At 40.9% G+C, this 17,680-nt stretch carries 18 protein-coding genes; 12 read left to right on the top strand and 6 right to left on the bottom strand.

The window, feature by feature from the left end:
* Nucleotides 1–40: 40 nt before the first annotated feature.
* Nucleotides 41–346, top strand: a complete 306-nt coding sequence (locus tag BM192_RS16815; protein ID WP_037437658.1) for an antibiotic biosynthesis monooxygenase family protein — start codon at nucleotides 41–43, stop codon at nucleotides 344–346.
* Here the strand turns inward: BM192_RS16815 and BM192_RS16820 are convergent.
* On the bottom strand, nucleotides 339–1,997 hold the full coding sequence (locus BM192_RS16820) for a M1 family metallopeptidase (RefSeq protein WP_037437695.1): 1,659 nt from the start codon (nucleotides 1,995–1,997) through the stop codon (nucleotides 339–341). The two genes, BM192_RS16815 and BM192_RS16820, sit on opposite strands and share 8 nt — an antisense overlap.
* 211 nt (nucleotides 1,998–2,208) lie before the next feature.
* On the opposite strand from BM192_RS16820, the gene BM192_RS16825 reads away from it, so the two are divergent.
* Together BM192_RS16825 and BM192_RS16830 are read left to right on the top strand one after the other, a co-directional pair.
* Nucleotides 2,209–3,825 (top strand): sensor histidine kinase, encoded by a 1,617-nt coding sequence (locus BM192_RS16825; RefSeq protein ID WP_051759449.1) that lies wholly within the window; start codon nucleotides 2,209–2,211, stop codon nucleotides 3,823–3,825.
* Nucleotides 3,826–3,916: 91 nt separating this feature from the next.
* Entirely contained in the window at nucleotides 3,917–4,276 is a 360-nt protein-coding gene (locus BM192_RS16830) for a response regulator transcription factor (RefSeq protein WP_037437657.1), read from the top strand.
* A gap of 4 nt (nucleotides 4,277–4,280) precedes the next feature.
* On the opposite strand, the gene BM192_RS16835 is transcribed toward BM192_RS16830, so the two are convergent.
* Complete coding sequence (locus BM192_RS16835; RefSeq protein ID WP_074964057.1) at nucleotides 4,281–5,126, bottom strand: helix-turn-helix domain-containing protein; 846 nt, start codon at nucleotides 5,124–5,126, stop codon at nucleotides 4,281–4,283.
* A gap of 208 nt (nucleotides 5,127–5,334) precedes the next feature.
* Between BM192_RS16835 and hxlB the strand changes: the two genes are divergently transcribed.
* From hxlB to BM192_RS16850, 3 genes are all read left to right on the top strand, one after another.
* Complete coding sequence (hxlB, locus tag BM192_RS16840) at nucleotides 5,335–5,955, top strand: 6-phospho-3-hexuloisomerase (protein ID WP_234797585.1); 621 nt, start codon at nucleotides 5,335–5,337, stop codon at nucleotides 5,953–5,955.
* 22 nt (nucleotides 5,956–5,977) lie between these two features.
* On the top strand, nucleotides 5,978–6,610 hold the full coding sequence (hxlA, locus tag BM192_RS16845; protein WP_037437655.1) for a 3-hexulose-6-phosphate synthase: 633 nt from the start codon (nucleotides 5,978–5,980) through the stop codon (nucleotides 6,608–6,610).
* A 125-nt stretch (nucleotides 6,611–6,735) separates the two neighbouring features.
* A complete protein-coding gene (locus BM192_RS16850; RefSeq protein ID WP_037437654.1) occupies nucleotides 6,736–7,113 on the top strand; it encodes a response regulator transcription factor in 378 nt (125 codons plus the stop codon).
* Nucleotides 7,114–7,147: 34 nt separating this feature from the next.
* Here BM192_RS16850 and lpxB read toward each other — a convergent pair whose 3' ends face one another.
* Both lpxB and surE read right to left on the bottom strand, forming a co-directional pair.
* Nucleotides 7,148–8,278, bottom strand: coding sequence for a lipid-A-disaccharide synthase (gene lpxB / locus BM192_RS16855; protein ID WP_037437652.1), 1,131 nt, complete (start codon nucleotides 8,276–8,278; stop codon nucleotides 7,148–7,150).
* A 41-nt stretch (nucleotides 8,279–8,319) separates the two neighbouring features.
* Nucleotides 8,320–9,099: a 5'/3'-nucleotidase SurE gene (gene surE, locus BM192_RS16860; protein ID WP_037437651.1), complete on the bottom strand. Its 780-nt coding sequence runs from the start codon at nucleotides 9,097–9,099 to the stop codon at nucleotides 8,320–8,322.
* Between the two features lie 202 nt (nucleotides 9,100–9,301).
* On the opposite strand from surE, the gene BM192_RS16865 reads away from it, so the two are divergent.
* Nucleotides 9,302–12,235: a M16 family metallopeptidase gene (locus BM192_RS16865; protein ID WP_037437649.1), complete on the top strand. Its 2,934-nt coding sequence runs from the start codon at nucleotides 9,302–9,304 to the stop codon at nucleotides 12,233–12,235.
* 415 nt (nucleotides 12,236–12,650) lie between these two features.
* On the opposite strand, the gene BM192_RS16870 is transcribed toward BM192_RS16865, so the two are convergent.
* Nucleotides 12,651–12,836 carry a CsbD family protein gene (locus BM192_RS16870; protein WP_037437646.1) on the bottom strand — a complete coding sequence of 62 codons (186 nt, stop codon included), beginning with the start codon at nucleotides 12,834–12,836 and terminating at the stop codon, nucleotides 12,651–12,653.
* 168 nt (nucleotides 12,837–13,004) lie between these two features.
* Between BM192_RS16870 and BM192_RS16875 the strand changes: the two genes are divergently transcribed.
* Nucleotides 13,005–13,706, top strand: a complete 702-nt coding sequence (locus BM192_RS16875) for a hypothetical protein (protein WP_139218456.1) — start codon at nucleotides 13,005–13,007, stop codon at nucleotides 13,704–13,706.
* 50 nt (nucleotides 13,707–13,756) lie between these two features.
* On the opposite strand, the gene acs is transcribed toward BM192_RS16875, so the two are convergent.
* Nucleotides 13,757–15,652, bottom strand: coding sequence for an acetate--CoA ligase (gene acs, locus BM192_RS16880; RefSeq protein WP_037437639.1), 1,896 nt, complete (start codon nucleotides 15,650–15,652; stop codon nucleotides 13,757–13,759).
* Nucleotides 15,653–15,967: 315 nt separating this feature from the next.
* Between acs and rpmB the strand changes: the two genes are divergently transcribed.
* From rpmB to ftsY, 4 genes are all read left to right on the top strand, one after another.
* Nucleotides 15,968–16,201 carry a 50S ribosomal protein L28 gene (gene rpmB / locus BM192_RS16885; protein WP_037437638.1) on the top strand — a complete coding sequence of 78 codons (234 nt, stop codon included), beginning with the start codon at nucleotides 15,968–15,970 and terminating at the stop codon, nucleotides 16,199–16,201.
* A gap of 39 nt (nucleotides 16,202–16,240) precedes the next feature.
* Entirely contained in the window at nucleotides 16,241–16,423 is a 183-nt protein-coding gene (gene rpmG / locus BM192_RS16890) for a 50S ribosomal protein L33 (RefSeq protein WP_008242799.1), read from the top strand.
* Between the two features lie 25 nt (nucleotides 16,424–16,448).
* Nucleotides 16,449–16,616, top strand: coding sequence for a DUF4295 domain-containing protein (locus tag BM192_RS16895; protein ID WP_070808179.1), 168 nt, complete (start codon nucleotides 16,449–16,451; stop codon nucleotides 16,614–16,616).
* A 72-nt stretch (nucleotides 16,617–16,688) separates the two neighbouring features.
* Entirely contained in the window at nucleotides 16,689–17,651 is a 963-nt protein-coding gene (gene ftsY, locus BM192_RS16900) for a signal recognition particle-docking protein FtsY (RefSeq protein WP_037437635.1), read from the top strand.
* Nucleotides 17,652–17,680 lie beyond the last annotated feature (29 nt).

A 17,680-nucleotide genomic window follows, 5' to 3' on the forward strand; every position in this document is an offset into this window, starting at 1 on the left:
ACATTTCTCCTATCTTGCTTCATAACCCAATTTACCCAAAATGATTTTAGAAGTAGCAATTCTTTATGTAAAGAACGGTCAGAAAGAACTATTTGAAGCTGATTTTAAAACTGCCGGTCAATATATTAGTTCCATCTCCGGCTATATCCGCCACAGTTTGCAGCGGTGCATCGAGCAGGATAATAAATACGTTTTACTCGTCGAGTGGGAGAATCTGGAAGACCATACCGTTGGGTTCAGGGAATCCGAAGCCTACAAATCCTGGAAAGCGCTGCTGCATCATTACTACGACCCCTTTCCTGTGGTCGAACATTTTGAAACTGTAATCGACGGCCGGTTTACCTAACTTCAACTTTCACAAGGAAATTAGCTGTATCAATTTCTACATTATCTTTGGTAGCGCCTGAGATACCCAGGGGTTTGAATTTTGAGGAAGGATAAATCCATTGATATTCCGCATCCTTGAATTTCAGACGTATTGGCATGTTGAAATCTTTCACATCAGCTATCCAACGACAGTTCAGCTCACCTTTAACTGTAGAAAGCTCCAGTTTCGGGATATCTTTAAAGCGTAGGTACTGGTCAAAGATCGTATTTAGCTTTTCGCCGGACTGCAAAGAAATATAATTTACAATATCAGCATAGGTCACCGTTCGGTGCCGGAATTGTGCATTTAGTCCGCGTAAGATCTTGCGCCACTTCACATCATCATTGATAATTATTCTCACCATATTTAACAGTACAGACCCCTTGCCATACATTTCTCCCGATCCCATTTTATTCATATGATATGGAGCTACGATTGCAGACTCATTTTTGATATGCGCTCTGTTCTGTGCAACATAATCCTGCCCTGCCTGCTTACCATACAGATATTCGATAAATAAAGATTCTGCATAGGTCCCGAAAGACTCGTGGATCCAGAGGTCGGCAAGGTCCTTGGCCGTGATATTGTTGCCAAACCACTCATGTGCACTCTCATGCACAATGATAAAGTCCCAGACTTCTTTCCCGCCGACAGCATGCATTTCATTTGGTGGAAATCCTTTCAAGAATCCGCCATAACCAATAGCACCCTGATGTTCCATTGCCGGGTACGGCACATCAACCAGTTTATAACCGTCCTTATAAAAAGGATAGCGACCAAACCAATATTCAAAAGCGGCCAGCATTTGTGGAACGCTCTTTTTAAACTGGGGAACAGCCTTTTCTTTATTTTCGGGGAGCACCCAGTAATCGAGATTTAAAAGGCCGCTTTCGCCTTTATAGGTATCACTGAAATGTGTGTAATCGCCGATATTGGCCGCCACATTATAATTATTAATTGGATTAGCTACGTACCAGTCGAAACGTGTATATCCGTTTTTTAAATCTGTTATTTGCTGAAGCCGGCCGTTCGACACATTTTTTAGCCCGGTCGGAACGCTGATACTAATCAGCATACTATCTACCTCATCGGATAAGTGATCTTTATTTGGCCACCAGATACTTGCGCCGGTACCCTCACATGCCGTCGCCACAAATGGTTTACCCGCAGCATCAGTAGAAAATACTACACCCCCATCGCGCGGAGCACGTTTTGTTACAGTAGGATGCCCCGAGTAAAAAACAGTAAACTCATCGCTGCTACCTTTCTTAATATTTTCCGGGAATGATACAAATACCGCATTGGCTTCCCGTTTAAAAGGAAGTTTGCCCGATCTGTAAACGACGCTGTCAACATGCAGATTTTCAAAAAGATCAAATTGTAAACGGTTGAAATCCGATACTGCAGCAAACTTAAAACGGTTACTTCCGCTTATAAAACGGTCTGCAAGATCAAACTTCACATCAAGGTGATAGAATTTAACATCGTAACAAGTACGCAAAGGTGTTAATGTTCCCCGAAGCGTATCCGCTCTGGTAAACCTGGTGGTTTCTGTTACGTCTTGCGCGCTGGACACAAGAGAACAAACACAGCAAAATGTAACTAAAGGAAGCAGGAAATATAATTTCATGAAGGAATTTAAGTTCATATAATTTAGCTGTAATATATGATTAATGCAGACCTGAAAATTATACAAGTTGCAACGTGAATAAAAAATTCCTATTAATCCTCATTCTTCCCAAACTATTCTAACCTGTTCTGGGTTACAACATATATCTGTAAACATTAGCCTATATTATTAATGATTTTTTGATAAACCAGCTGTAATTCAACACCGTGAAATGGAAGAAAAAAAATACGTGACGAAAGAAAAGATGAATTATACGCCGGAAGTTAAATGCGGTGCATATATCCGAACGAATAACTGGAGTGAACACCCGCTCGGCCATTTCAACAAATGGCCGGAAAGTTTGACAACGACAATAAGTTTGTTGCTAAACAACACCCTCCCGACCCTGTTATTATGGGGATCTGAGCGATACATCTTTTATAACGAAGCTTTCAGACCCAGCCTTGGTTTCGCCGGTAATCATCCAATCGCCATCGGCCAGCCTGCAGATTCTTTCTGGCTTGCCACCTGGCCTTCTTCACAGCTGCTTTTACCAGACGCACAAACAGGTATTGCGGCAGCAAACATACAGGATCACCCGCTGCCCTTATATAGAAATAACCATTTTGAGGATGCCTTCTGGACGTTTAATTCTTCTGTACTAACTGATCTGCTGGGAAATCAGCGGGGCGTATTCATTACTTGTTTTGAGACTACGGAAAAGGTGCTTGCCTTGCAGAAACTTCAGGGTGATCAGAATACGATCTCACAAACCAGAACCTCCGATATTCTGAATACAGAAGAAAGACTGCGATTGGCAACTGAAGCGACTGGCATCGGCAGCTGGGATATCGATCTGATCAGCAAAGCCATTATTTACACGCCAACACTAATGGAGATCTGCGGTTTTCCGCGCAATGCAATAATCGACCTTTCGGAACTTATAGCCATGATTCATCCCGATGACCAGAAAGCATTAGAAGAAGCTTATGATCATGCGTTAATTTCTGGAAATTTCCATGCAGAAGTAAGGATCTGCAGGGAAGACCAGTCCGAACACTGGATTAATACCAACGGACGTTTAATACGGGATGAGAATGACAAACCTGTACGTATCCTTGGCACCTGCATTGATATTACAGACCGCAAAATGGAACAGCTTCAAAAGAATGATTTTATTGCGCTGGCCAGTCATGAGTTAAAAACGCCGCTTACTTCTGTTAAAGCTTATATTCAACTGCTGAAATCCGGTAGAAGCGGCAATGATATGAACACAGTGAAAGATCTGGCGTCAAGAGCAGAGCATCAGGTAAATAAAATGACCAGGTTGATTTACAGTTTCATGGATATTTCCAGAATTGAATCCGGCCATCTCGATCTCAATATGAATCCTTTTATGATCGACGATCTGATTCGCGAACTAACCGCAGATTTTCAATTACATACTTCAAGTCATCATATTACCTTTAACGCCGGCATTTCTGCGCCAATTTTCGGCGACAAAGTGAGAATGGGGCAGGTTGTCGAAAATTTAATCAGTAATGCTATTAAATATTCACCGCTCACCAAAAATATTGAAGTTTCTTCCTGGATCAGTGGTGATGAAGCCATCGTCGCAGTAAAAGATAATGGTATAGGTATTGATCCAAAAAATCAGAAAAGCATCTTTGAAAGATTCTACCGGGCAGCAGATGAAAAAGCGATTAATGCTTCTGGATTTGGCATTGGTCTATACATCTGCGCCGGCATTATGAAAAGTCACAATGGTGGCATCTGGGTTAATAGCGAGCAAGGTAAAGGCTCTACTTTTTATATCAGCCTTCCCGTATATCAGGAAAACAAGGACTAAATCTTTGTTAATCAAATTTCCTACCTGTATTTAACAAAAGCCTAACACAAAATACACTTTCAGGTGTTTAGGGTAAAGAAACAACTAATCCATGCAAAAACTCATACAGATCATAGAGGACGACGAAGATATTAGAGACGTGATAGAATTTATCCTCCAGGAATCGGAATATGAAGTTAATGTAGCTTCAAATGCAAAGGAGTTTAAGATTAACCTGTTTAATTCCCTCCCTGATCTTATTGTAATGGATGTCAGATTACCAGATGGCAACGGCTTGCAATTATGCAGACAGCTTAAACAAAGTATCGAAACCCGCCATATTCCTGTAATTATCATTTCGGCCCATGCCACTGCTGAAGAAGCAAGTAAACAGGCATTTGCAGATGATTTTATCGGCAAACCATTTGATCTGGAAGAATTGATCAAACGGATCGAATATCATCTTGCCTAACCGTCTAAACTTGTTCTGGAGCGGGTAATGACTGCTTTTTAAAGTCTTCCGGAGAAAAGCCTGTTTGTTTTTTAAAAAAACGGCTAAAATAAGGGCGGTCACTAAACCCCAGCAGATAAGCGATTTCCTTTAGACTATGTTCACTATGGATAATCTTTCTTTTTGCTTCCAGGATAATACGGTCATGAATTAACTGCATGGCAGTTTTGTCAAGCTTCTCTTTTAAAATCTGATTGAGCCTTTTCGTGCTAATTCCAATCCGATCTGCATAAAACTCAGCATTTCTTTCCTGCTCATAATTCTCTTCCAGCAAGAGCATAAATTGATAAACCCTTTTCTGATTCAAGTTTTGAGCAGTGAAAACATGTTCTTTTACCCTGATCAGTTTAAGTAGAAATACGCGTAGCAAGGCTTTGACAATCTGGTCGGCAGCAGGTTTACTTTCGTACTCCGCAGCCAGTAAATCATACACAGGTCGTAATTCAGCTACATTATCCGGCGCGAGCGGAAGAAAAGAAAATTCTCCCTGTATATTGAAAATCTTAAAAAGATCCAGGTAAAACTCCTTATCCTCATCATCGATAAAATCACGTTTAAAGGAAAGCAAGATTCCATTTTTACCTGCTTTTTTTAGCTGATGAACACGATATGGCGGTATCAGATAAATCCAATCACCGAGCTCGGCTGGTTCTCCTTCTAAAACAGTATGCAGCGGATACTCCTGCTGCAGCCATACAATTTCAAAAAAATCCTTTCTCCAGGGATCATTCAGATATGCCGGCGGGCAATTCTCCAGATTCCTGATATAGATCAGTGATTTTTCTAATCCTAAGCCATTAATTTTCTCCATAGATTCTTAGATCAAAGATAAAGATACCAAACTGCAGCAGTAGGACAATCAGGAAATAAGCGTGTACTAATAGCTAATTGATCTTTTTTTATGTCATTTCCATGATTTTAATTCGTCATTATTTCCAATTAGTCCAACACAATGGGCATATAGTCTAACACCTTCATCTGCTGTCCACCCTATCTTTGACGCAGTTGAATTACAATATATGGACACAAAAGCAAATCAGGACGATTCTATTCAGCCGGCAGAAATGCCTTTTTTAAAACAGATAGAACAGTTGAAAAAAAATCTGAATATGATTCTTTCAGAGCAATTACAGCTGGCTGCTAAATTAGATTATGGACAGATTGCCAAGCTAATTCCCGAACTGATGACAGCTGAACGGATCTTTGTGGCTGGAGCGGGCCGTTCCGGATTATCAATGAAAGCAGCAGCAATGCGGCTCATGCATTTTGGTTTTCAGGTATATGTCGCGGGAGAAACAACTACACCTGCTATCCGTAAAGGAGACCTCTTACTGGCAGCTTCAGGATCCGGTACAACAACAAGTATCGTAAATGCAGCGCAGAAAGCAGTTAATGCCGGAGCAAAAGTAGTTGCTCTGAGTGTAACAGCAGAGTCACCTCTTGCTGCATTGGCAGAACTGGTTTGTATCCTGCCAGCCGCCCAAAAACAGGATCACGGCAAAACAATGTCACAGCAATATGCCGGCAGCCTTTATGAACAGGGACTGTTATTACTCACCGATGCCATATTTCAGACCCTCTGGGCAATGGAATACAGTCCTGCGGAAACCCTCTGGACCAGGCACGCAAATCTTGAATAAATAAAAAATAAATATATCTATCATGGCAAAATTACAAGTAGCAATTGATTTATTAACCACTCAGGATGCATTAGCTTTAGCAGCTAAAATCGCTCCTTATATTGACATTATTGAATTAGGTACTCCCCTTATTAAAAATGAAGGAATTGCCGTAGTAACAGCAATGAAGCAGGCACATCCTGATAAATTGGTTTTTGCAGATTTAAAAACAATGGATGCTGGCGAACTGGAAGCAGATATCGCATTTAAAGCTGGTGCAGACTTAGTTACCGTCTTAGGCGCAGCAGGAAACGCAACTATTGCGGGAGCCATCAAAGCTGGAAAAGCACATGGTAAAGGTGTAGTAGTAGATACTATCGGCGTTGCAGACCGCGTACAACGCGCTAAAGAGGTTATTGAGCTTGGTGCAGAATTCGTAGAATTACATGCAGGTCTTGACGAGCAGTGGACTCCAGGATATTCTATCCAGGTTTTAATTGATGAAGCTTCAAGAGCAGGTGTACCAGTATCGGTAGCTGGCGGTGTGAACATCACAAATGTTGCCGATGTAATTAGAGCTGGCGCTATCGTAGCGGTTGCAGGCGCAGCAATTTATGGCGCTGAAGACCCGGCTGCTGCTGCAAAAGCACTTCGTGAAGCGATTGATGCAGCCTAAAAATTGCAGCACATCATATATTTTGAGAAGAAGAATAAGCGAAGGGCGATAAATTAATCGCCTTACCTTAAACTGGAACAGTTTTTGATTGTTTTCTGATTCAAAAATCTGCTAATTTCTTGATTATGGTAAAAAGGATACATGTTCTCGAGGACGACAGTGATATCAGGTATATCATTGAATACTTATTAAAGGATGAAGGATATGAATTAACACAATCCTCCTCTTTAAGCGAGTTGAAAAGCAAAATCAGAGACGGCATACCCGATTTATTTATCATAGATGTAATGCTGCCTGACGGAAACGGTATCGAAATTTGCGATGACCTCAAAAATGACATTTTCACCAAACATATTCCGGTGATCGTCATGTCTGCAAATCCCAGAAGCAAGCAGATGAGCACTCAGGCATGTGCAGATGATTATATCAGCAAACCATTTGATCTGGACGATGTACTCATTAGAATCAACAGAATATTAGATAGAAAAAACACGAAGGTTTAACCTTCGTGTTTTTTTTTGACTGCTGGAATTTAAATTACTTTCCCTGCTGCTTGGGGACTGCATTTTTAAGATAATCCAGAATTAAACCTGCAGTACGGGCAGAAGCTCCCGCGTCACCCATCTTTTCAGCAAGTTCAGCATACTCTTCTTCCATCTTTATCCTGACAGGCCCTTCAATCAGCCCCCTTAATTCAGACTCTATATTTTTAGAATTACAATCTTCCTGAATCAGCTCGGTGACTACTTTACGATCCATAATCAAATTAACCAGGGATATAAACCGGATCTTCACCAGCATTCTAGCTATGGCAATTGAAACCCTGCCACCTTTGTATAAAACAACCTGTGGCACACGAAATAAAGCAGTTTCTAAAGTCGCGGTGCCGGAGGCAACCAATGCCGTATGGGCATGATAAAGCAAATCATAAGTTTTGCCAAAGACCAGCGATACATTTTTGCCCGCGGTAAACTGTGCATAATAGTCTCCCTGAAAACCTGGCGCCGCCGCTATAGCGAACTGCTGATCAGGAAAACGGTCAGTAATACTCAACATAGCTGGCAGCAGACGTTCAATCTCCTGCTTCCTGCTTCCGGGCAATAAGGCGACCAGTTGCTGATTGCCAAAACCATAAGCTGCCGCAAATCCAGGATCAGGTATATAAGCCTCCTTCTCGTCCAATAGTGGATTACCAACATAGTGTACGTCCATCCCCCAGCTTTTATAAAATTCCACCTCAAAAGGCAAAATGCAATATAGCTGGTCGACGACTTTTTTAATCTTAAGCACTCTTTTTTGATTCCATGCCCAGACCTTTGGTGATATATAATAACAGACTTTTATGCCCTGCGCTTTTGCAAATTCAGCAATTTTAAGATTAAAGCCAGGGAAATCTATCAGGATCAGTACATCAGGACGGGTTTTAAGGATGTCCTCTTTGCATGTTTTCATGTTCCTTAAGACGGTCCGGAGATTTAATACCACTTCAGTAAAGCCCATAAAAGCCATGTCTGCATAATGCTTCACCAGCATTCCACCTTCTGCCTTCATTTTGTCCCCGCCGAAATAACGGAAGTCCGCTTCAGGATCCAGCGCTTTGACTGCTTTCATCAGGTTTGCACCATGCAGGTCTCCCGAAGCTTCTCCAGCCACAAGATAATATTTCATCGGCTCATTATTTTTAAGGTCATCATCTTATCAAACAGATTTTAAGCATTAAAATCCCAGGAATTTAACAAAGGGATAGCGTGGTGGGCAGTCAGGTCGAACTGAACCGGCACAACGGATACATAACCGTGTTCCAATGCCCAGACATCTGTATCTTCTCCTTTATCATTATTCTGAAAAACACCGGTAAGCCAGTAGTAAGGGCGGCCATGTGGATCTTTGCGTTCATCGAATTCTTCGGCCCATTTTGCATTGGCCTGACGGCAAATTTTAATTCCTTTCAGATCTGCGCCGTTCGGAAAATTCACATTGAGTAAAGTTGCCTGCGGCAAACCATGTTCCAGCACCTCTGCACTGATTTTGGTCACAAACTTCAGGCAATGACTGAAATCTGCTGATTCGGTAAAATCATCCAGCGAAAACCCGATTGAAGGAATCCCCTCAATTGCTCCCTCTACTGCAGCAGACATTGTTCCTGAATAGATTACATTGATTGAGTTGTTTAGTCCGTGGTTAATTCCGGAAACACACAGATCTGGTTTTTTACCTTTAAAAATTTTATTTACTGCTAGTTTAACGCAATCTACGGGTGTTCCCGAGCACTTGTACATTTCTACGCCTTCATAAAGATTCACGCGGTCAAATCTCAATGGCTTACCTATTGTAATGGCATGTCCCATGCCAGATTGCGGGCCGTCAGGAGCAACAACGACAACGTCTCCCAATTCCTTTACAGCATCGATCAGATTTTTAATTCCGGGTGCTGTAACTCCATCATCATTAACTACCAGAATCTGAGGTCTGTTTGACTGCTTTTTCATGTATATATTATTTTATGCGATAATTTTATGCTGAGCGCAGGGACTATAGATATTTAGCCAATCCCTGATCGTAAAAGTACAAGAATATCATCTCATTCTGTGAAAATTTCGTTTTACAAAAGTATATTTGATGCATAGAATGCTGTCAATAGCATTAAAAAAGACGCTCAATCAGAAAATCTCCTTACTATAAAAAATGCTCATGAAATCTAAATTCATCATGCTATCCTGCTTCCTCCTTACCGGGACGGGGCTGATGGCACAAACCGAGTTTCAGTGGAAAACTGCAACTTCAGGTGGTTACAGCTATAAATATGTAACTAATGACCCAACCAGAGCACGTTTCTACACGTTAAAAAATGGTCTGTCGGTTATTTTGTCCGAAAATGCTAAAGAACCAAATGTCGAATACCGCATGGCCGTACGTGCAGGGAGTAATACAGACCCACGCAATGCAACCGGACTTGCCCATTACCTGGAACATTTACTGTTTAAAGGAACAGATCGTTTCGGTACAATGAACTACGCGAAGGAGAAGCCACTGCTGGACAAAATTGAAGCTCTTTACGAAAAATACCACGCTACTACAGACCCGGCAAAACGTAAGGAGATCTATGCTGAAATTAACAAAACATCTGGAGAAGCATCAAATTATTCTATCGCTAACGAATACGATAAAATGATGAAATCTATCGGCGGACAGTCTACCAATGCGCATACCTGGTATGAAGAGACCGTGTACAATGAAGATTTCCCTAGTAATGCAACTGATAAGTTTCTGGCATTGCAGGCAGAGCGTTTCCGCAGTCCTGTCTTCCGTATTTTCCATACCGAACTGGAAGCTGTTTATGAAGAAAAAAACAGGGGCCTGGATAATGATGCCTGGAAGATCAGCGAGAAGCTGAACGACTTACTTTATCCAACCCACAATTACGGTCAGCAAACAACCATAGGTACTATTGAGCACCTGAAAAACCCATCTCTTGTTGAAATCAGAAAATACTACAACAAATATTATGTACCAAATAATATGGCCGTTGTAATGTCCGGCGATTTCAAGGCAGATGAAATGATTAAAAAGGTCGACATTGCTTTTAGTTATATGAAAGCGAAACCACTGGAACTTTATCAGCCTGCACCGGAGAAACCTTTAACTAAAGTACAGGTTGCAGACATCTATGGCCCAAGCGCAGAGGTTGTAAGGATCGGTTATCGTGGTTTTGCGGAAAACACAAAAGAAAGTATGCTGCTGGATTTAATTTCTAGCATCCTGTCCAATGGTAAAGCAGGTTTAATGGACATTAACCTGAATAAGGCACAAAAAGTATTAAATGCAGCAGCTGGCTATCAGCAAATGAAGGATTACGGTACATTCATTATGCTGGCTACTCCTAAACAGGGACAGTCACTGGATGAAGCGAAACAACTGGTGCTGGACCAACTGGCTTTATTAAAAAAAGGCTCTTTTGATGAGAGCTTGATTAAAGCGACTGTAGCCAACAGCAAGCTTAGCTTACTGGAAAACTTTGATAATAATGGTTTCCGTGTAGAGGCGATTACCAACGAGTTTATCATGAACCGCGGTACCAAATGGAATCAATCCCTGAATTCTCCGGATGCCATGGCTAAAGTAAGTAAAAAGGAAATTGTAGATTTTGCAAATAAATTCTTTGGCAACGATTATGTAGTTATTCTGAAACATAAAGGCGAGGACAAAAACATTGCAAAAGTCGACAAACCGGTTATCACACCTGTGAAGACTAATACGAACGAAACCTCTCCCTTCACGCAGCAATTACTTGCCCGTACAACGAAACCTATCGAAGCTAAATTCCTGGATTACCAGAAAGATTTGAACTTTGGTAAAGTAGGCATCGCCGATGTGGTTACCGTTGAAAACAAAGAGAACAGTATTTTTAATTTGACTTACCGTTATGATTTGGGTTCATGGAATTCTAAGCTGGCTCCTTACGCGGCAAGGTACCTGACTTTTCTGGGTACAGATAAATACTCAGCTGAAGAGATCAGCAAGCAGTTCTATAATATTGCCTGCAGCTATTCATTTACGGTAAACAACGACGTAACTACGATTAGAATTTCCGGTCTGCAGGAAAACTTCGACCAGGCGGTAAAATTGGTTGAGCATGTTTTTGCAAATTGTAAGCCAGACGAGCAAGCACTAAAAGAAATGAAAAGCAGCGTCCTGAAATCAAGGGAAAATAATAAGCTGAATAAAGCTGCTATTTTATCTGGTCTAATGAGTTACGCACAATATGGTGCACAAAATCCGTTCAATTATGCGCTCACCAATGCAGAGGTTGAACAGATGACTTCGGCTGAATTACTGGAGATCCTGCATAATATAAATAACCTGAAACATAGTATCAATTACTACGGTCCACAGACGCTGCAGGCATTTACTGGTGACATTGCGAAAATCCATATTCTTCCAGCTTCTTTTATGGAAGCTCCGGCTGCGCAGAAATTCAACTTTACGCAAACTGCAGATAATCAGGTCTATTTCGCTGATTATGACATGGTGCAGGCCGAAATTCGCTGGTTAAGAAATGACGGCGTATTCAATGCTGCTGATGCAGCGAAAATAAACCTGTTCAACAGTTATTTTGGTGGCGGTATGGGTTCAATTGTTTTCCAGACTATCCGTGAATCAAAAGCGCTGGCTTACTCTACCTACGCATTCTACTCTACTCCTGACAAAGCAGGGAAAGACAACTCTATGATTGCTTATGTGGGTACACAAGCCGATAAAATGAATGAGGCGGTGGCCGGTATGAACGAACTACTGAATGTATTGCCGGAATCTGAAAAGAATTTCGAGTCTTCTAAATCAAATTCATTGAATGCACTGGAAACATCACGTGTGACCAAATTTGATATTATTAACCATTATTATGCAGACAAAAGACTAGGTCTGGAACAAGATTCAAGGATCGCAGAATTTAATGGAATCAAACCTTTAAAATTCAGCGATATCAAATCTTTCCATGATAATAAAGTATCTAATAAGCCATTCAGCTATTGCATAGTAGCTTCCAATAAAAATGTCAAAACTGCTGACATGGAGAAATTCGGGAAACTGAACACCTTAAGCCTGGAGCAGATTTTCGGTTATTAACCGGCCCCACTAAGGGCATCTGATTTGGGTGCTGCCAACGAAATCCCGTTATCTTTTTATAAGGTAACGGGATTTTTTTATATTGAATCCTTAAGGCTAAGACATATCTCCAACCCATCCTTGACCCATTTAACGATATTTGAAGATCTCTGATGAATAGCTTAGCGACGTCTGAATTTATTTTAGACAAAATTTAAACTGCTGCAAGCTCATACTATTGATGCTTTGGTTTTATTCGGGCCATCTGTTGGTATTGTTCGCATGGAACCCGAAGATAAGGTGAGTCCAACCCGAACTTGACCCGAGGTCGACCCGATGGGAAACGTCATTATTCCTTGAGATACCGTATAGCATCCCAATAAAAAAGGCTATACTCCTTTCGGAATATAGCCTGCTACGTTTAATTATATGGTAATTACAGTGACTTGATCCAGTCTACCAGCTCATCGCGGGTTTTTCCGGTCTTCTGCTGTAATCTTCCATACAGTTCATCATCTTTTCCTTCTTCGTATTTAAGATCGTCATCGGTTAAGTCGCCGTAAGCTTGTTTAACTTTACCTTTTAACTCGTTCCATTTTCCTTTTAATTCTAATTTGTCCATGGTATTTGTTTTTTGTTTCTAAATTGAACTGACAAAAGAACAACGCTAATTAAAAAAAGTTTGGAATGTTACCTTTCGGATTATTAATTCGTCTAAAATCTAAACGGACAGCTATAAATATAGCTACCAGATAAATTACCGCTAACGATAAATCAAATGAACATGCTGATGAAAAAAATTTACTACTGCTTTTTATTGCTGCCCCTGATCTTGTCTGCTTCCTGCACGATGATGGTGAAGACAATTGCCAAATCTGCTGCGAAGGGCTATGATGACCATGTTGATCTCCAGATCAATCAGCTGAAATTAGTGGACACCCTTGGGAAAACGGCTTCCTTTGAACAGCTATATACTGGCAAAACAGTGTATCTCTATACCTGGAAATCCCCTATTCTACTCCCTCCCGATGACAAGGACCTCCTTTATAAAGGATTAAAAGACCGCTTTGCAAAATATGAGGATGTTGTTTTCATTAATCTGTATACTGGAAATAAGGATGAGGACTGGAAGCTTATCCACGGATTACAGCAAAAGAATGTAAAAGCTTTTCGTTTAGCGGAAGACCCGGCAAATGCAGCGTTCCGTGAGTTATACAGTATTTCTACGTCACCACAAATTGTGAGTAAAGACGGACATATCCTGGGCTTCAAGGGTCCCTTGCCATCTGATAAACTTGTCGTTGACTATGCCTTATATCAGGCGAGAAATGGTATGGATGCAACCTCTTCGACCAAGATTTTAATTAAAGGAGTTAATAAAGAAGAACGTCTGAGTACCGAAGAACTTAAGAGTTGGTATAGTACTCATTTCGGGAAAGACCCCAATGAAAAGATCAATGCCAGTATCTCTAATAAAGGTTCTGATAATTAAACAAAAGGGCCTTTTTGCAAATGCAAAAAGGCCCTTTTAATTTTAGGTGATTACTGGTTTTTCGCTTTCTCAATAATTTCATCAACTACTGCAGGATCCTGCAGCGTGCTGGTATCTCCCAGATTAGTATAATCGCCCTCTGCAATTTTCCGCAGGATCCTTCTCATAATTTTACCTGATCTGGTCTTAGGAAGGCCAGGTACGAAAAGAATTTTATCTGGTTTAGCGATCGCTCCGATAACCCGGGTTACGGTCTGCAGAATATCTTTCTTACTCAGTTCTGCTTCGGTATGCAGGTTCGGGTAAATGACAAATGCATAAATGCCCTGGCCTTTTACCTCGTGCGGGAAGCCTACAACTGCGCTTTCTACCACACCGGCATGCATATTAATGGCATTTTCTACTTCTGCGGTTCCAATGCGGTGTCCGGAGACATTAATTACATCGTCTACGCGGCCTGTAATTTTATAATAACCATCTTCATCACGCATACAACCGTCTCCTGTAAAATACAGATCCGGATAAGTAGAAAAATAGGTCTGTTTACAACGCTCATGATCTCCGTAGGTTGTACGGAGCATTCCCGGCCATGGAAACTTAATACACAAATTACCGCTTACGCCATTTCCTTCGATAACAGCTCCGTTCTCATCGACAAGCACAGGTTGAACGCCGGGTAATGGTAAGGTTGCACAAGCGGGCTTTAATGGTGTCACAAAAGCTATTGGAGAGATCATCAGCCCACCTGTTTCGGTCTGCCACCAGGTATCTACAATCGGACAGTTACCGTGACCAACTTCTTGATCGAACCAATGCCAGGCCTCTTCATTGATCGGCTCACCTACTGATCCCAGCACACGCAGACTGCTGAGATCTGCACCTTCCACCGGTTCTTTACCAAAACTCATTAATGAGCGAATCGCGGTGGGCGCAGTATACAGTATATTAACTTTGTGCTTATCCACTACCTCCCAAAGACGGGATGGCGTCGGATAGGTTGGTACGCCTTCGAACATTAAAGTAGTCGCTCCTTGTGAAAGCGGACCGTAAACTATATAAGAATGACCAGTAATCCAGCCAATATCTGCGGTACAGAAGAACACTTCGTCCGGCTGATAATTAAAAGCATTGCTAAAGGTATAACCCGCATACACCATATATCCGCCAACGGTATGCACAACGCCTTTGGGCTTACCGGTTGAACCGGAGGTATACAAGATAAATAACATATCTTCTGCATCCATTTCTTCTGCCGGACAGTGTGTGTCCACCAGTTTTATTTCATCTTCGAACCACAGGTCCCTACCTTTCAGCATGGAAACCGGCGTACGTGTATGCGTTAAAACAATAACTTTTTCTACGGTTGGGCAAGCAATCAGTGCATCGTCGATTACTTCTTTCAACTGAATCTGTTTTGCACCCCGGAAAGATCCGTCAGCGGTAATAACCAGTTTGCAGGCAGAATCATTAATCCGGTCTGCTATGGATTTGGCAGAAAAACCACCGAAAATTACTGAATGAACAGCTCCAATTCGCGCACAGGCCAAAACGGCTACAGCGAGTTCAGGTACCATCGGCATGTAAATGCAGATCCGGTCTCCTTTTTTAACCCCATTTTTCTTTAGCACGTTCGCAAACCTGCAGACTTGTTCATGCAGAATACGGTAAGTCAGCGTTACACTTGGTTTTTCACGATCATTCGATTCCCAGATTATAGCTGGCTTATCTCCGTTCTTCTCCAGATGTCTGTCCAGACAATTTTCTGTAATATTCAGTTTGGCACCTTCAAACCATTTAATTTTTGGCTCACTAAAATTCCAGGACAATACATTGTCCCATTTCTTTTTCCACAGGAAGTTGTCGGCTATGCCTGCCCAGAACTGTTCAGGCTGCTCTACACTGAGCCTGTAGGTTTCTTCGTATTCGGCTATAGATTTAATTTGCATAATTTGGTTTGGGTGTAAATTGGCTGATTTAATATAAGTGTAAGGTAACAAATTCCACATTAATTTTCCACATTCGCCTGAATATTACCGCCCTGTGATGTCCTCAGGGCCCCTTTGTAAAATAGCCCGCTCTCACAACACTAAGACGTTCGCTTTATGACGTAATTTTTATAGCTTTGCAGTTCGAGAGAAAGATTGATCACTACTATTTTGAAAAATAATCACATGTAGTATTGATCGTTACAAATATTTTAGTGATATTTGCACACTCTTAAAAAATTAAGCGAAGAACAATTAACAATATATATTAAAGGCATGTCTAGAGTTTGTGATTTAACCGGAAAAAAGGCTATGAGTGGTTTTAATGTTTCTCACTCAAACGTTAAAACTAAACGTAAGTTTTATCCCAACTTACAACTTCAGAAATTTTATATTCCTGATGAAGACCGTTGGATAACACTGAAAGTTTCTACTTCAGCTATCAAAACCATCAATAAAATTGGTATTACTGAAGCGATCAATCGTTTCGTAAAAAAAGGATTTTTGTAAAAACATTGTTGATGTGAATCAACTAAATTATTAATAGAAATGGCAAAAAAAGGTAACAGAGTACAAGTTATTCTAGAATGTACAGAGCATAAAACTAGCGGCATGCCTGGTATGTCTAGATATATCTCTACAAAAAACCGTAAAAACACTACTGAGCGTTTAGAATTGAAAAAATTCAATCCAGTGTTGAAGAAAGTAACTGTACATAAAGAAATTAAGTAATACATACCAATAATCTATTTAGATCATGGCAAAAAAGGTAGTTGCGACCCTTAAGACGGGTAAAGGAAAAGAATATTCAAAAGTTATCACAATGACTAAATCACCAAAAACAGGTGCTTATTCTTTCAGTGAAGTTATCGTGCATAACGATCATGTTAAAGATGCTATTGCAGGAAATCAATCAGGCAAGTAATTTTAATATTTAATCATATTAAAGCCGTCCCTTCATTATGGGAGGGCTTTTTTTGTTTTCATCTACATTTATATGGGATTATTTGATTTTTTCAAGAAAAAGGAAACTGCACCTGAAGCTCAGGAAGCCCTGAGTAAAGGTTTAGAAAAAACTAAAGAAGGATTCCTAAGTAAACTCACCAAAGCAGTCGCCGGAAAAACGACTGTAGATGATGATGTACTTGATAATCTGGAAGAAGTTCTGGTTACTTCTGATGTTGGTGTTTCTACGACGCTTAAAATAATTGAGCGTATCCAACAGCGTGCAGCCCGGGACAAATACCTGTCTACTTCTGAACTGAACCACTTACTGAGAGATGAAATTCAACTCTTATTAGCTGAAAACAATAGTAATGATTTCCGTAAATTCGAATATGGAGATCATAAGCCATATGTAATTATGGTTGTCGGTGTAAACGGTGTGGGTAAAACTACTACTATTGGTAAACTGGCGCATAAACTGAAAGCCGAAGGACTTAAAGTTGTCCTGGGTGCAGCCGATACATTCCGTGCTGCAGCTGTGGAACAAATTAAATTATGGGGTCAGCGTGTCGACGTCAGAGTGGTTGCACAAGCAATGGGTTCAGATCCTGCTTCTGTTGCTTTTGATACTATTCAATCGGCTGTTGCCAATGGCGAAGATGTCGTAATCATAGATACCGCAGGTCGTTTGCATAATAAGATCGGCCTGATGAATGAATTAGGCAAGATCAAAAAGGTAATGGAAAAAGTAATTCCGGGCGCACCTCACGAAATATTGCTTGTACTGGACGGCTCAACCGGTCAGAATGCATTTGAACAATGCAAGCAATTCACTGAAGCGACAGATGTAAATGCATTAGCCATCACTAAACTGGATGGTACTGCCAAAGGTGGTGTGGTTATCGGAATTTCAGATCAGTTTAAAATCCCCGTTAAATATATCGGCGTGGGTGAGGGTGTAAATGACCTTCAATTATTTGACAAAAAAGCTTTTGTGGACGGTCTTTTTAAATAGGCTCCTGAAAAGCATAGCTATAAAATATA

Origin of the sequence: Pedobacter antarcticus, from assembly GCF_900112985.1 — a bacterium.
In the GTDB taxonomy this organism is placed as follows: domain Bacteria; phylum Bacteroidota; class Bacteroidia; order Sphingobacteriales; family Sphingobacteriaceae; genus Pedobacter; species Pedobacter antarcticus.